This window comes from Massilia sp. TWP1-3-3 (genome assembly GCF_049897805.1).
GTDB lineage: Bacteria > Pseudomonadota > Gammaproteobacteria > Burkholderiales > Burkholderiaceae_D > Telluria_A.
Genome location: NZ_JAFCWX010000023.1, coordinates 84,995 through 98,959 on the forward strand (window position 1 = coordinate 84,995; position 13,965 = coordinate 98,959).

The 13,965-nt window shown below is 62.9% G+C and carries 12 protein-coding genes; 4 read left to right on the plus strand and 8 right to left on the minus strand.

Annotated features, from left to right (window positions below):
• Positions 1–111: 111 nt before the first annotated feature.
• The 7 genes from ACP7D4_RS20155 to wrbA are packed head-to-tail and all read right to left on the minus strand — an operon-like array spanning position 112 to position 8,457.
• Entirely contained in the window at positions 112–1,965 is a 1,854-nt protein-coding gene (locus ACP7D4_RS20155) for an ABC transporter transmembrane domain-containing protein (protein ID WP_426210941.1), read from the minus strand.
• A 26-nt stretch (positions 1,966–1,991) separates the two neighbouring features.
• The gene (locus tag ACP7D4_RS20160; protein ID WP_426106258.1) at positions 1,992–3,050 is read right to left on the minus strand and encodes a lipocalin-like domain-containing protein; all 1,059 of its coding nucleotides are present in this window, start codon (positions 3,048–3,050) and stop codon (positions 1,992–1,994) included.
• Positions 3,050–5,599 carry an ABC transporter permease gene (locus ACP7D4_RS20165; protein WP_426210942.1) on the minus strand — a complete coding sequence of 850 codons (2,550 nt, stop codon included), beginning with the start codon at positions 5,597–5,599 and terminating at the stop codon, positions 3,050–3,052. The genes ACP7D4_RS20160 and ACP7D4_RS20165 overlap by 1 nt, the downstream gene beginning before the upstream one ends.
• Complete coding sequence (locus ACP7D4_RS20170; protein ID WP_426210944.1) at positions 5,587–6,027, minus strand: DUF4124 domain-containing protein; 441 nt, start codon at positions 6,025–6,027, stop codon at positions 5,587–5,589. The genes ACP7D4_RS20165 and ACP7D4_RS20170 overlap by 13 nt, the downstream gene beginning before the upstream one ends.
• 17 nt (positions 6,028–6,044) lie before the next feature.
• On the minus strand, positions 6,045–7,454 hold the full coding sequence (locus tag ACP7D4_RS20175; RefSeq protein ID WP_426106261.1) for an FAD-binding oxidoreductase: 1,410 nt from the start codon (positions 7,452–7,454) through the stop codon (positions 6,045–6,047).
• Entirely contained in the window at positions 7,451–7,846 is a 396-nt protein-coding gene (locus tag ACP7D4_RS20180; RefSeq protein ID WP_426210945.1) for a DUF2069 domain-containing protein, read from the minus strand. The genes ACP7D4_RS20175 and ACP7D4_RS20180 overlap by 4 nt, the downstream gene beginning before the upstream one ends.
• Positions 7,846–8,457, minus strand: a complete 612-nt coding sequence (gene wrbA / locus ACP7D4_RS20185; protein ID WP_426106301.1) for an NAD(P)H:quinone oxidoreductase — start codon at positions 8,455–8,457, stop codon at positions 7,846–7,848. The genes ACP7D4_RS20180 and wrbA overlap by 1 nt, the downstream gene beginning before the upstream one ends.
• A 94-nt stretch (positions 8,458–8,551) precedes the next feature.
• Here wrbA and ACP7D4_RS20190 point away from each other — a divergent pair, with 94 nt between their 5' ends.
• On the plus strand, positions 8,552–9,883 hold the full coding sequence (locus tag ACP7D4_RS20190; protein ID WP_426210946.1) for a YihY family inner membrane protein: 1,332 nt from the start codon (positions 8,552–8,554) through the stop codon (positions 9,881–9,883).
• 58 nt (positions 9,884–9,941) lie between these two features.
• Here ACP7D4_RS20190 and ACP7D4_RS20195 read toward each other — a convergent pair whose 3' ends face one another.
• Positions 9,942–10,418 carry a lysozyme inhibitor LprI family protein gene (locus ACP7D4_RS20195; RefSeq protein WP_426106265.1) on the minus strand — a complete coding sequence of 159 codons (477 nt, stop codon included), beginning with the start codon at positions 10,416–10,418 and terminating at the stop codon, positions 9,942–9,944.
• Positions 10,419–10,524: 106 nt separating this feature from the next.
• Between ACP7D4_RS20195 and ACP7D4_RS20200 the strand changes: the two genes are divergently transcribed.
• The 3 genes from ACP7D4_RS20200 (at position 10,525) to ACP7D4_RS20210 (ending at position 13,656) form a co-directional block, all read left to right on the plus strand.
• On the plus strand, positions 10,525–12,507 hold the full coding sequence (locus ACP7D4_RS20200; protein ID WP_426210947.1) for an alpha/beta fold hydrolase: 1,983 nt from the start codon (positions 10,525–10,527) through the stop codon (positions 12,505–12,507).
• Positions 12,508–12,779: 272 nt separating this feature from the next.
• Complete coding sequence (locus tag ACP7D4_RS20205) at positions 12,780–13,205, plus strand: hypothetical protein (protein ID WP_426210948.1); 426 nt, start codon at positions 12,780–12,782, stop codon at positions 13,203–13,205.
• Positions 13,206–13,314: 109 nt separating this feature from the next.
• The gene (locus ACP7D4_RS20210; RefSeq protein WP_426210949.1) at positions 13,315–13,656 is read left to right on the plus strand and encodes a transcription initiation protein; all 342 of its coding nucleotides are present in this window, start codon (positions 13,315–13,317) and stop codon (positions 13,654–13,656) included.
• Positions 13,657–13,965 lie beyond the last annotated feature (309 nt).

The window sequence follows — 13,965 nt, forward strand, 5'->3', positions numbered from 1 at the left end:
GATTGTCCCAAATACTCGCCGAATCTTGCCATGCACCTTCAAAAATTACTCGAAACACGAGGTCTGACCCCAATTAAAAAATTGTTTTCTAACTGAGGTCTGACCCCGGGTTTAGTGGGTGATGTGGACGTTGTGGAACTGGAGGGCGGCGAGGTTGGCGTAGATGCCGCCAAGGGCGACCAGCGTGGAATGGGTGCCGGTTTCGACGATTTTGCCGTCTTCCATGACGATGATGCGGTCGGCACGCTGTACCGTCGCCAGCCGGTGCGCGATGATGACGGTCGTGCGCCCCACCATCGCCGCTTCCAGCGCGCTTTGGACCAGGCGCTCCGACTCGGCGTCGAGCGCACTGGTCGCTTCGTCCAGCAGCAGCAGCGGGGGATTTTTGAGCAGGGCGCGCGCAATCGCGATGCGCTGGCGTTGCCCGCCGGAGAGGCGCACGCCGCGCTCGCCCAGGAAGGATTTGTAGCCTTGCGGCAGTCGCTCGATGAATTCGTGCGCGGCCGCCATGCGCGCCGCCGCAATCACTTCGGCATCGGTCGCGCCGGCCCGGCCGTAGCGGATGTTTTCCATCGCGTCGGCCGAAAAGATGATGGTGTCCTGCGGGACGATGCCGATTGCGTCGCGCAAGGTGTGCAGGTCGAGCTGCCTGATGTCGACGCCGTCCAGCGTGATGCTGCCGCTTTGCGGATCGTAAAAGCGCAAGAACAACTGGAACAGCGTGGTCTTGCCCGCGCCCGACGGGCCGACCACGGCCACCGTTTCGCCAGGCTGGATCGACAGCGACAGGTGCGCCAGCGCCGCCGTCTCGGGCCGCGACGGGTACGAGAACGTCACATCCGACAGCGCCAGCGCGGCGCCGGTCGCCATGCGCGCCGGCAGCGCCAGCGGCTGGGCGGGGTTCTGGATCGACGACTTGACCGACAGCAGTTCAAGCAGGCGCTCGGTGGCGCCGGCGGCGCGCTGGGCTTCGCCCATCACTTCGGACAGCGCGCCAATCGAGCCGGCCACGATCGATGCGTACAAAATGAACTGGCCAAGGTCGCCGCCCGTCATTTCGCCGTTCAGCACCGCGTGCGCGCCCAGCCACAGCACGAACACGATGGTCCCGAACACGAGCACGATGGCAATCATGGTCAGCAGCGCGCGCGCGCGGATGCGCCGCATGGCTGTCTGAAACGCGCTTTCGACCGAGGCGCCAAAGCGCGTCGATTCGATTTTTTCATGGGTGAACGCCTGTACCGTCGGCATGGCGTTCAGGATTTCGCCGGCCATGGCCGAGGCGTCGGCTATCCGGTCTTGCGAGTCGCGCGAGAGCTTGCGCACGCGGCGTCCGAACAGGATGATCGGCACGATCACTAGCACCAGCAGCACCAGAATAATCGACGAAAGCTTCACGCTGGTCACGAACAGCATTGCCAGACCGCCCACGAACAGCAGCACGTTGCGCAGCGCCATGGAGATGCTGGTGCCGACCACGGCCTGGATCAGCGTGGTGTCGGTGGTGATGCGCGAGAGGACTTCGCCGGTCTGCGTGGTCTCGAAAAATTCGGGACTCTGGTTGACCACGTGGGCGTAGACAGCGCTGCGGATGTCGGCGGTGACGCGCTCGCCCAGCCACGAGACAGTCAGAAAGCGCGCCGCCGTGGCCAGCGCCAGCACGGTGGCCACGCCGAACAGCGCCAGGAAGGTGGCGTCGACGTGCTTGATGCTGCGCGCTCCGGCCGAGGCGCCAAAGCCAAGGTCGATCATTTGCTTGAACGCGTACGGTATGGCCAGTGTGGACGCGGCGGCCACAACCAGGGCGATCGCGGCCAGCATGAACTGGCGCCGGTACGGGCGCAAAAACGGGAACAGGCCCTTGAATGCAGCCAGACTGCCTTTGCGGCTTGCTTCGGTCGCGCTGGTGCTCGCTGTGCTGGCGGTGCTGGCCGTGCTGGTGGTGCTGGTGGAGCTATTGGTCATCGTGTCTTATGCTGTGCGGTGTAATTTTAAAGTGTCATCGGGCGGTGGTAGCCGACCAGTTCAAGGTATCCATGCCCCGCAGGCACGCCGTCGCGCCCGACCGATACCGCGCCTTCCCAGTAGACGGCGCCGGTCGAGCGGCGCGAATCGAGCTCCTGGTCGCTCTGCAACGGTGTTATCTGCCATTTGGTCGATCCGGTGACGATGGTCGTCGCTACCGGATAGTCGGCGTTCGTACGGGGCGAGCGCCAATGCGCCTGCGGGGTAAAACTGACTTGATCGGGTTCATACTGCGTGACTTTGCCGCGCGCGTCGCGGACCGTTGCGTGCGCCCATAGTTTACCACCTTGTTTGCTTCGGATCTGAAAAGCCATCAGCGCCGAGCCGTCATCGAGGTTGGCGCCGATCCAGTCCCAGCCCGCCGCGTCAGGATCGAGCGCCTGGCTGGACCACTCGTGATCGAGCCAGGCCGTCCCTTCGACCGGGCGCGCAGTCGCCCCGCTGCCGGCCGTGCCGCGCACCAAAAGCTGCGGTTCGCTGTAATAGTAGCTGGCGTTGGCCGCGTCGCGCCCCTTGCGCGAGTAGCCCCCCTGGCCCTGCAACAGCAGCGCCTGGCGCGGGGCCAGGGTGAGGTCAAGCTGCAGTTGGGCCGACTTGATGCTCACTTTGTAGACGCCGTCGGCGCCGCGCACCATGCGCCAGTCCTCCAGCTTGATGTCGGTGGTGCCTGGCTTGGCATAGGCCAAACCGAAGCCTTCGCGCGTGGAGCGCTGGTCGTGCGCGAGTTTGCCGAGCGCCGGGTCGGACAGCGCGGCGTGGCCGATGATCAGCTGGCGCGGGGCAAAGGCGCTCGGGTTGTCCTTGCCCTGGCCGGTCGCGCTGCGAAAGAACGTGACCTGAAAACCGAGCGGCTTGCCGTCCGCGCCCTTGAGCCAGCCGGTGACGTACCACCACTCGGTCTTGAAGGCGGGATGGGCGCCGTAATCGGCCGGGAAAACCAGCGCGCGGCCCGGCACCACGGGCGCAAAATCGGCCGCCTGGCAAGCTTGCGACAGCAGCAACAGCAGCATGAAAACAAAGCGCATTACCAGTCCTCCCTGACGGCGCGTATCGGTCCGCCGGAGAGCGCATAGCGCCCCGACACCAGCGCGGTGAGCACGGACGCCACCAGCAGCGCGGCGGCCACGCTGGCCAGCAGGGGCCACGGCACGTTGAGCTGCATCGACCAGTGGAACGATTGCGGATTGACGATATAGACCAGCACAAAACTGATCAACAGCCCGAGCGCAAACCCGCAGGCCACGCCCAGCGCCGACAGCGAGCCGCCCTCAAGGGCCAGGATGCGCAGGATTTGCCCGCGCGTGACGCCGACGTGGCGCAGCATGCCAAATTCCTTTGCGCGCGCAATCGTCTGGGCCGAAAACGTGGCGGCCACGCCCGCCATACCGATGGCAATGGCGATCGCCTCCAGCAGGTAGGTGACGGCAAAGCTGCGGTCGAAGATCTTCATGCTCACGTCGCGAATTTCGCCGGGCCTTGCGTACGCGAGGGCGGCGCCAAAGGGCAGGGCGCGAATGCGCGCCTCTAACTGCTGCGAGCTGGTCCCGGGCGCGGTCCATACGGCGACATCGTTGACGGCGGCGTCGCCGGACAGGGCCCGGTAGTCTTCCAGGCGCACGTGGACGCCACCGTTCTGGTGCACGTAGTCGCGCACCACGCCGGCGACAAAAAACGCCTGCATGCTGCCACCGAGCGGCACGCGCAGCTGTCCGCCCACCTTGACCTGGTACAGGTCGAGCATCGCGCCCGACACCCAGGCCGGGCGCGCACCGGCCGGCACGGGGACGCTAGCGCCTTCGAGCACCATGGCGCGGCCGGGGTCGAGCGTATCGATATGGCGTGCGATCAGGGTCACGGGCGGGCGCGCCGGGTCGAGCGAGAGGTCGCGGCCACGCAGAAATTCGACCCGGGCCGCGCCCGGCAGTGCGCCAAGCGCCGCCTGCTCGGCCGGGCCCAGGCCGCCGGCGCTGCCGCTGTTTTCAATGCGCAGGTACAGGTCGGCGGGCAGCAGGCGCACCAGCCAGTCGTCCAGCGACACCCGAAAGCTCGACACCATGATCGCCATGGCGACCATCAGTGAAAAACTCGAGAGCACGCCACCCAACGCAATGCCGGCCTGCCCGGAAGCGTTGGCCAGCCGCGCCAGCGTCAGCGCCAGCACCGGGTGCTGGCGCGCGCGCGCCATGGAGATGCGGTTAAGCTGCGTGAAGACGGCGCCGGCCAGGCGCGGCATCATGCCGATGCCGCCGATGAGGAGCAGGGCGATTGCCAGGTAGCCGAACAGCGGCAGCTCCAACACGGGCGGCGCAAAAGCCATGGCCGCGGCCAGCGCAAAGCACACCATGGACGGCCACAGGCGTGCCAGGCGCGCCAGCGCCGCTTCATCGTTGCCCGATTTTAGCGCCACGGCGGGCGCGGCGCGGGCAGCTTCCAGCGCCGGCGCCATGCCGCCCAGGACCGCCACGCCCAGGCCGAGCGCAAAAAAGACGCTCGCGGCCAGCGGCGGGAACACGATGCTCGGGAGCACGCCGGAAAAAAAGCCGGCGCCAAGGTCGGCGCCAAAATAACGCAGCGCGAGCGCCGCCAGCGCGTAGCCGGCGCCGATGCCCAGCAGCGCGCCCAGCAGACCCAGGCTGGCGCCTTCGAGCAGCACCTGGCGCAGCAGCGTGCGCCGTTCGACGCCGAGCACGCGCAGCAGCGCAAACTGGCTGCGCCGGCGCATCACCGACAGCGCCTGCGTGGAAAACACCAGGAAGGCGCCGGTAAACAGGGCGACCAGCGCTAGCACGGTGAGGTTGACGCGATAGGCCCGGCTCATGCCGCTGTTGCGGCTTTCCTGGGCCGTGTCGTTGGGCTGCTCGACCCGAAAGCGGCCCGGAAAGTCGCGCTCGAGCGCTGCCGCCAGATCGCGTTCGACCGCCTCGCGGTTGGCGCCGGTGCGCAGTTTGAGGTCGATGCGCGAGAGCACGCCCACTTTGCCAAAGCGCCATTGGGCCGCGCCAATGTCCATCATGGCGATGCGCTGCCCGGGCCGCGCCTGCGCCAGCTGGCCGGCCACGCGCAGCGTAAAGTCGCTGGTGCCCGAGCGCAGCACCACGCTGGCGCCGGAGGCGCGCTTGAGCCAGCTGGTTGCCGCCGGCGAGAGGAAAATGGCGTCATCGGCGAAAATATCGGCCGCCTTGCCGGACGCGCTGGCCCCCACCAGGCCGGGCGTGACGTAGCCGGCCCGAAACGCGTCGACGCCGACCACTTGCAGCGTGGTTCTTTGCCCCGGCACGCCCGCATTGACCAGCAAGACGGGCGAGGCCACGGCCACCATCGGGTGTTCGGCAATGCGCGGAAAGAGCGCTTCATCGAACCAGGCTTCGGTGCCCGTGATGTGCAGGTCGGCCTGGCCGGAAATGCTTTTGGTGGCCGCCGAAAACTCGTTGAAGGCCGCCGAATTGATCAGGTGGATGGCAAAGCCCATGGCCACGCCGACCGCAATGGCGGCAATGGCCAGCAGTGCGCGGATGGGGTGAGCGCGCCATTCACCGAACAGCAGCCAGCGGGTCAGCAAAGTCAATCGGGACACTCCGACGCCACGTACTCGGCCACGCGCATCGCTTTCTCTTTGAGCGCCTGGGTTTCCAGACCCACGGCGGCGGTGACTTCATCGTCGGCGAATTTTTTCTGCAGGCGCAGCTTCTCGCAGCGGTTGCGTCGCCCGGCAGCCAAGCGGGCGTCGGAATCAGCATAGCGCTTGTCCTGTTTTTCGCGGATCAGGCGCTCTTTTTCGAGCCGGTCGAGCGCGATTTCCTGGCGCTTGAGTTCGGCGGCGACGGCAGGGTCGGGCTTGGGGGCGTCGGGCACGTCAACGGGTGTACTGGTCACGCCCTTGCACGGCGCGCCGGAATAGACCAGGGTGCCATTGACGCGACATTTGTACAGTTTTTGGGCGTTGGCCACTGTGCACAAGGAGGACAGCGAGCACAGCAAAAGCAAGGAAATCAAGCGCGACATGTTCTCTCTCCCGAAGTTCATAGGATTTTCCCAGGATTCATGATGCCCAGCGGATCAAGCGCGTTTTTGATTGCACGCATCATGTTCAGTTCCACGGGGCTCTTGTAGCGTACCAGTTCGTCACGTTTTAAGGTGCCAATTCCGTGCTCGGCAGATATTGATCCTCCGAAACGGTCGACGCTGTCGTGCACCAGACGATTGATCGCCTCCTGGTGCTGCAAAAACGCGGCGTGCGCCGTGCCGTCGGGCGGGGCTACGTTGTAATGCAGGTTGCCGTCGCCCAGGTGGCCGAAACACACCAGCTGGCAGCCGGGAAAGGCGGACAGCAGCAGCGCGTCGGTCTGCTCGATGAAGTCGGCGATGCGCGAAATGGGCAGCGACACGTCGTGCTTGATGTTGCTGCCGGCGGCTGCCTGCGCCATCGAAATGTGTTCGCGCACCTGCCACAGGCCGCGCGACTGGGCAACCGAGGTGGCGACTACGGCGTCGTCGGCCATGCCCGCTTCCAGCGCGCCGGCAATGGCGCGTTCGAGCAGATCGATGGCGTGCCGTTCCGACTCGCTGCTGGACAGTTCCACCAGCACGTACTGATTGTGGCGCGCCAAAAAGGGCCTGGGCAGCAGCGGGAAGTGGGTGGCCACCAGGCGCAGTGCAAAGTCCGACATCAGTTCAAAGCCCGTCAGGCTGGCGCCGCAACCGTCTTGCATCAGGCTGAGCAGGCCGAGCGCGCCGCGCGGCGAGGCCAGCGCGACCATGGCCGTGATTGATGCCTTCGGTTGCGGGAACAGCTTGAGGACGGCGCCGGTGATGACGCCGAGCGTGCCTTCGGCGCCGATGAACAGGTCGCGCAAGTCGTAGCCGGTGTTGTCCTTGCGCAGGCCGCGCAGGCCGCTCCACAGCTCGCCCTGGGGCGTGACCACTTCCAGACCGAGGCACAGCTCGCGCGTGTTGCCGTAGCGCAGCACCGCGGTGCCGCCGGCATTGGTGGAAAGGTTGCCGCCGATGGTGCAACTGCCTTCGGCCGCCAGCGACAGCGGAAACAGGCAGCCGTGTTGCGCGGCCGCCTCCTGGATAGTGTGCAGGATGCAGCCGGCGTCCACCGTGATGGTGCGGTTGACCGGGTCGATCGCGCGCACCTGGGCCAGGCGCGCCAGCGACAGCACCACGGCGCTGCCGCTGGCGTCAGGCACGCCGCCTTGCACCAGACCGGTTTTGCCGCCTTGCGGCACCAGTGGAATGCCAAATGCGGCGCAGGCCTGGACCAGTTGCACCACTTGCGCCACGGTATCCGGGCGCAGCACCGCCAGCGCCTTGCCCGTAAACCGGCCGCGCCAGTCAGTGAGGAACGGTGCCATGTCGCATTCCCTGGACAATACGTGGCTGTCCCCGGCGATGTCGCGGCAGCGGCGCAGGAAAGCAGCCGTCATTGCTTGGACGTGACCTTTTCGAGCAACTCCTTGGCGATGCGTTTTGCCGCCTTTTTGTAGGGGCGCAAATACAGCAGCGCGCAGACAAAATAAATGCAGACCAGGACAACTTCGCCCCAGGCCATGAGTTGCGACGCCGGCAGCTTGTCGCTCCAGGCGCGCACCGAGCCTTCAATGAAGTACAGCAGGATCACCATGGATGACCACTGCAGCGTATAAATGTCGCGCTTGATGACGCCGCCCAGCGGAATGAGCAGCGGCACGGCTTTCAGCGCCAGCCACGAGCCGCCTGGATGCAGCGGGGCGACGACTACTTCCCACACCACCAGCCAGACGATCAGCGCGACCAGACTGGCAATGGCGCCCAGGTGAAAATATTTTGGCGATTCCATTAGCGCGCTCCGCCAAGTTTGACAGCCGTTTCGGCCAAACGTTTGCCCATCGCGACGGCCAAACGCTTTTCGTCGTCGGTGATGGCCTTGTTGCCGTCGATACCGGACCAGTGGGTCGGGCCGTACGGGCTGCCGCCGCTGGCGGTGGTCATCAGTTCGGGGTGGGTGTACGGCAAGCCCATGATCAGCATGCCGTGGTGTAGCAGGGGAATCATCATCGTCAGCAAGGTTGATTCCTGGCCGCCGTGCAGGCTGCCGGTGGAGGTAAATACGACCGCAGGCTTGCCTGACAGGGTGCCCGACAGCCATTCGGCCGCGGTGCCGTCGAGGAAGTACTTGACGGAGGCGGCCATGTTGCCAAAGCGCGTGGGCGAGCCGAGCGCAAGGCCGGCGCATTCGGCCAGGTCTTGCAGCTCCACATAGGGCGCGCCGCCGGAAGGAATGTCGGCCTCGGTCGCTTCGGTCACGGTGGACACGGCCGGCACCGTGCGCAGGCGCGCATCAACGCCGGGCACGCTTTCGACCCCCTGGGCGATTAGTTCGGCCAGCTTGCGCGTGGCCCCATGGCGCGAGTAATACAAAACAAGAATAATCGGATTCGTAGGGTTCATCATTGGTATTATAGGGCGCTTTGAATGCCGATATCGCCACGCGACGCCTTTTTCCGACCACATGCTTTCTAAAATTTCCCGCTCCACCAACCAAATGATCCACTCGAGCGTCGATGTCGTGCGCGGCCTGACCTGGAGCGAAGCGCGCGACCTGTTTTATTTCGCGCGCCGCCGCCTTGGCGAGGAGCAATTGCAGCAGGTCGCGGGCGGCCTGACGTTTACGACCACGCTGGCCTTGGTGCCGCTGTTGACGATCATTCTCGCGATTTTCACGACCTTTCCCATATTCCATAATTTCCGCACGGCGCTGGAGGCGTATTTCGTCCAGACGATGATGCCGCGGGGCATATCCGAGACCGTGATCGGGAGCCTCACCACCTTTGCCAGCAAGGCCAAGGGCTTGTCGGCGGTGGGCGCGGTCATGCTGTTTTTCACCTCGGCCAGCATGATGGGGATGATCGAGCGCGCCTTCAACCAGATCTGGAAGGTCAGGCGCGTGCGCCCGATCGGGCAGCGGGTGGTGATTTATTGGGCGCTCGTGACGCTGGGGCCTTTGCTGTTCGGCCTGTCGATCACGGCCACCTCGCAATTGTTTTTGGCCACGACGGGGCTGACGCAGGTGTCGCCATTTGTGACCTCGTTGTTTTATACCATCGTGTCGGTCGGGCTGACCGGGGGCGCGTACACGCTGCTGTACATGCTGGTGCCGAACAAATTCGTCGACTGGCGCGACGCCATGTGGGGCGGTCTGGTGGCGGCGGTGGCGTTTGAGGTTGCCAAGCGGCTGTTTGCGATGTTCATTCGGCAGTTCCCAAGTTATGCCGTAATTTACGGCGCGCTGGCGGCGCTGCCCTTGTTTTTAACGTGGATTTATCTGTCGTGGATGATCACGCTGGTGGGGGCGCTGCTGACGGCGGCGCTGCCGGTCGTGAAATATGAGCGCTGGTGGTACAAGCCGGTGCCGGGCGGGGCGTTTGTGGACGCGATGGCGATCCTCAAGGTGCTGCACGGCAGCGCGCAGGTGAATCTGACCGCGCTGGTGTCGTCGGCGTCGATCAGGGCGCATACGCGCTTTGGCTATGACGAGATGACGTCGCTACTCGAGCGCATGCTCGCTGAAGGGTGGGTCGGGCGCGTGCAGGATGATGTGACGGCGCGCGCGCGCTGGGGCAAGGGCGTGGTGGAAAATGCGGACAACTGGGTTCTGCTGGCCAATGTGAACAAGCTGAGGCTGGCCGATGTGTACCGGCTGTTTGTGTTCAATGGCGTGGCAGTGGATGCGGCCAAGCCGCTCGACCTGGATCAGGACTCGCCGATGACCTTGGATACCAGTGCGCTGGCCCGGCAGGTGGAGCTGGCGGTGGAAGGCGGGCTGGATCAGACGCTGGCCGAGCATTTTGCGCGGGGGGCGCTGGTCGAGGCGTGACGCAAGGCGGCGCGGCAGTTGCCAGCCGCCCCGACCTGCTTTCACGCGCGGCGCTATGTTACAGTTTGCTGTTCTGGCAGCCGGCGCTGGCGCATTCGCGCACACGGTCCTGCAAAAACTGGGCGCGTGCGATGGTGGTGCTCGACGCACATTGCAAATCAACATAGAAACGGTCGGTTTCCGCCTTCGAGCAAGACCTGTTCCGATCCTGCATCCACCCGAGTTGGCGCTTTTTGAGCGCTTTCTTTCCTTCAGAATCGAGCTTGGCAGAGAGCTTCTGGTAATTCTCGTTCAGTTCCTTGTCCGCTTCCTGATACACCTTGTTCAGGCAATACAAACCATCGAAATCGTTCTTCGGTTTGTCGCAGGCGGAGTTGGCAAAGGCGGCGCTTGATGCACACAGCAGGGCGGCAATGACGATGCGTTTCATGTTTTCCTCAAAGTGCGACCAGCCCGGCGCCGCCATCGGCGCTGCAAGCTGCTCTCCACAGGCTTGTAAAGTTACCATAACGAAAACAAGTTGGCCAACGGTCATTCATTGTTATTGATATTTGACCAACATTCTGCTATGATCGCCGCGGCCGTGCGCGAAGGCCCGTTGCCATCGCAGCGACCCGCTCCGACCTACCTTGGCGACCCATATGATCACTCTCAGAAGCATCCCTGTGCACGCAGCGCTGGCAACGCTGTTGTTCGTCTCGCACCTTTGTTCTGCGCAAACCCCGGTGCGCCCCCCGATTGGCAGCTTCTTCAAAAGTGCCGCGTTTAGTGGCGCCGAAATGTCGCCCAATGGGCGCTTCGTCGCGTTCCGCGTCGCCACCAAGGGCAGCCGGGCCACACTCGGCGTACTCGACCTGGACACCATGCAGCCAACGGCTGTCGCCGCGATCGACGGTGTCGATATCGGGGAGTTTCACTGGGTAAATGACAAGCGCTTGGTTTTTTCCGTGACCGACTTGCGGATAGCCGAGGGCGAACGAGACTTCGTGCCCGGACTGTTCGCAGTGGACCGCGATGGCAATGGCTTTCGGCGTTTGGTGGAGACTGACTTCCACTACCTCAAAAATACCAACGAACCCAATATTTTGCCGTGGAATACTTTCCTGGTTGGCGTGCCGGGAACACAAGAGTCGAACGATGTTTTTGTCATGCTGTACGAGGGCTATGGCAAGAATGTCGACGCTTTTCTGCGCCTGCAGCGCGTCAATACCAAATCGGGACTTTCCACCTTTGTCGACACGCCCGATTATGCACACGACTGGCTGTTTGGGCCGGATGGCACGGTGCGCACCGTGGTAACCAGCATCGGAAAGCGCCGGGCAGTGCACTACAATGATCCGGCCAGCGCCACCTGGCGCAAGCTTGCAGAATTTGACAGCCTGTCCGGTGACGCCTTCAAGCCGCTCTGGTATGGAGCGGACCATACGCTGTACGTGAGCGCCTTGAATGGCCACGACAAGAGCGCGATCTACCGCTACGACTTGAGCAGCGGAAAGCTTGCGCTCCAGCCTCTGGTGTCCTCGAATGATTATGATATCGACGCCAGCTTTATCCATGACAAGGGCAAATTGCTGGGCGTACGCTATCACGCCGATGGCGAGATTACCCAATGGTTTGATCCGGCCATGCTTGCCATCCAGAAGGAGATCGACACATTGCTGCCGGCAACCAGCAACCGTATCTCGGTTGGGCAACGCTCGCAAACGGCCAACGTGCTGATCGACGCCTATTCCGACGTACAGCCGCATAGCTACCTCATTTACAACAGGGACAGCAAGAAGCTGACCAAATTGGGGATGGCCCATCCCGACATCGATCCCAAGCAAATGGGGACCAAAGACATGGTGCGCTACAAGGCACGCGACGGCCTCGACATTCCCGCCTACATCACCATGCCGCCAGGGGGTATTAAAAAGAATTTGCCGATGGTGGTCATGGTGCATGGCGGCCCGAATGTGCGCGGCGGCCGCTGGGAATGGGACCGCGAAACGCAGTTTCTCGCGTCGCGCGGCTACGTGGTGCTGGAGCCGGAATTTCGCGGCAGCACAGGGTTTGGCTCGCGCCACTTCAAGAGCGGCTGGAAGCAATGGGGCCTTGCCATGCAGGACGATCTTGCCGACGGAGCCAAGTGGGCCATTGCCAATGGGATTGCCGACCCCAAGCGTATTTGCATCGCGGGCGCGTCGTATGGTGGCTACGCTTCCATGATGGGGCTGGTCAAGGATCCCGCCTTGTTCAAATGCGGCATCAACTGGGTCGGTGTTACGGATATCAATCTGCTCTATACGGTTCGCTGGAGCGATCTATCCGACACCACTAAAAAATATGGCATGCCAATGACGATTGGCGATCCTGTCGCCGATGCAGCACAATTTGCCGCCACTTCGCCTCTGGCGCAGGCCTCGCGCATCCGGCAGCCGGTGCTGCTGGCCTACGGCGGCGTCGATGAGCGCGTTCCGCTGGTGCACGGCAAAAAATTCTACGACGCCGTTAGGCAAGGCAATCCCAATGTGGAATGGGTCGTCTACGGCGACGAGGGGCATGGCTGGTCCAAACCGGAAAACAATGTCGATTTCTGGTCCCGGGTCGAGAAGTTTTTGGATCGGAATATCGGCAAGCCGTGACGGGTTGACAATGGGCGGCGTGGCTGCTGCTTTGGTGACCAGTATTTTTTATCTGCAACCCGGTCGCGTAGCGTGCATGGTTCAAGAAGAATGGATTGATGCACTGGGACGAGCGCTGGTCCGCGTCGATATTGACGAGCCATGGGGTCACTTTACGGGATTGCCGACCCAGGTCGGTGAGCGTCATCGCCGGCGAGTGCAATCGGCAGCAGCCCGCCAAAACCGGACGGTCGGTAGTTCAGTAAGTGCTGCTTAAATCGTTAGAGGAATGTATGACACCACGCGAAGCCTTTGAAGAGATCGAAAAACGGATACCGACTGGGACAGCGCTGACAGACGCGCTCAAGGAATTCGTGAATTTCTATTCCGCAACCTCAATCGAGGGGTGTCCAAAAGATTCTGAAGGAGATATGCTTTTGTTCGAATGGGGTGGTCCATATCCTTGGGATGAATGCGTCTCCTTGAACCTCACCCGGCAGTTCTCGCTACACGACGAAAATGGGGATTATGATCGGATGCAGCAACTGCACATGCACTGCCGCTACGATGCAAGCCAAGTAAGTCTTGTCGCGGGAAATGAATGGCTGCACGGCCAAGATGTTGACGCATTTCTTGAGCACGTGCTCAATGCGCCGTGTACGCAAACTGTCAAAATGCTGTCCATGCATTCCCTAGCGTTTGACCTGCACGATGTCTAGACGAATGTGGGCCGCCGGCTAAAAACGGTCGTTCGGCCATTGCGCAAAGTGACCAAGGTAGGCCACTTGGCATCACCCTCGACCACCATTGATTCTCAGAAGGAGCACCATGGCCAAGTACCTGATCTCTTTTCCAAGCGCGGCAATGGTTGTGCCTGATGGCGAAATGGGCGCGGTGGGCCTCGACGCGTGCGCTGTGATTGATGAGGCGAAAGCTGCGGGTGTTTGCGTCTTCGCGGGCGGAATCGACGTCGACGTACCGCCTATCCTCGTCTCTGCTGACGGAGCGGTTGCAATGGGCGGTTATCCTTGGGCGCCCGCGCTCGATGGCGGCTTTGCTGTGTTGGAATTGCCTTCGCGCGATGATGCGATGGCGTGGGCGGCGCGTATGGCGCAGGCCTGTCGTTGCGCCCAAGAACTACGCGTCTTTGGGTTCGACCCGGGGTCGTAAGGGCAATGCGGAAATGGAGCGGCAAGTGCGGTGCTTGATGAAGAAGGCCTTCTCATTTGCGGCGACGGTCGCGTCGCGGCTGAAGCCTACGCCCAGCTACAGGCGGACATCTAGAGATCGGCATTCCGGGCGGCACCCGCTCAATCCACCCAAGTTAGCGATGGGCGTGCACTTCAGTAAATTATTATCGATTTTTTCACAATAACACTTGACATCACCTTAAAATCGCGGCGCCCAGCATGGATTTTTACTATCCCTGCCTGCCATGTCCGTTCTGACCACGCTGTTCCAAGATTTCGCCGCGCGCCT

Coding starts and splice junctions, on each gene's coding strand:
- ACP7D4_RS20155 (WP_426210941.1), bottom strand. CDS start 1,965: ATGACCAATAGCTCCACCAGCACCACCAGCACGGCCAGCACCGCCAGC.
- ACP7D4_RS20210 (WP_426210949.1), top strand. CDS start 13,315: ATGGCCAAGTACCTGATCTCTTTTCCAAGCGCGGCAATGGTTGTGCCT.
- ACP7D4_RS20200 (WP_426210947.1), top strand. CDS start 10,525: ATGATCACTCTCAGAAGCATCCCTGTGCACGCAGCGCTGGCAACGCTG.
- ACP7D4_RS20195 (WP_426106265.1), bottom strand. CDS start 10,418: ATGACCGTTGGCCAACTTGTTTTCGTTATGGTAACTTTACAAGCCTGT.
- ACP7D4_RS20160 (WP_426106258.1), bottom strand. CDS start 3,050: ATGCGCTTTGTTTTCATGCTGCTGTTGCTGCTGTCGCAAGCTTGCCAG.
- ACP7D4_RS20175 (WP_426106261.1), bottom strand. CDS start 7,454: ATGACGGCTGCTTTCCTGCGCCGCTGCCGCGACATCGCCGGGGACAGC.
- ACP7D4_RS20180 (WP_426210945.1), bottom strand. CDS start 7,846: ATGGAATCGCCAAAATATTTTCACCTGGGCGCCATTGCCAGTCTGGTC.
- ACP7D4_RS20170 (WP_426210944.1), bottom strand. CDS start 6,027: ATGTCGCGCTTGATTTCCTTGCTTTTGCTGTGCTCGCTGTCCTCCTTG.
- ACP7D4_RS20190 (WP_426210946.1), top strand. CDS start 8,552: ATGATCCACTCGAGCGTCGATGTCGTGCGCGGCCTGACCTGGAGCGAA.
- ACP7D4_RS20205 (WP_426210948.1), top strand. CDS start 12,780: ATGACACCACGCGAAGCCTTTGAAGAGATCGAAAAACGGATACCGACT.
- wrbA (WP_426106301.1), bottom strand. CDS start 8,457: ATGAACCCTACGAATCCGATTATTCTTGTTTTGTATTACTCGCGCCAT.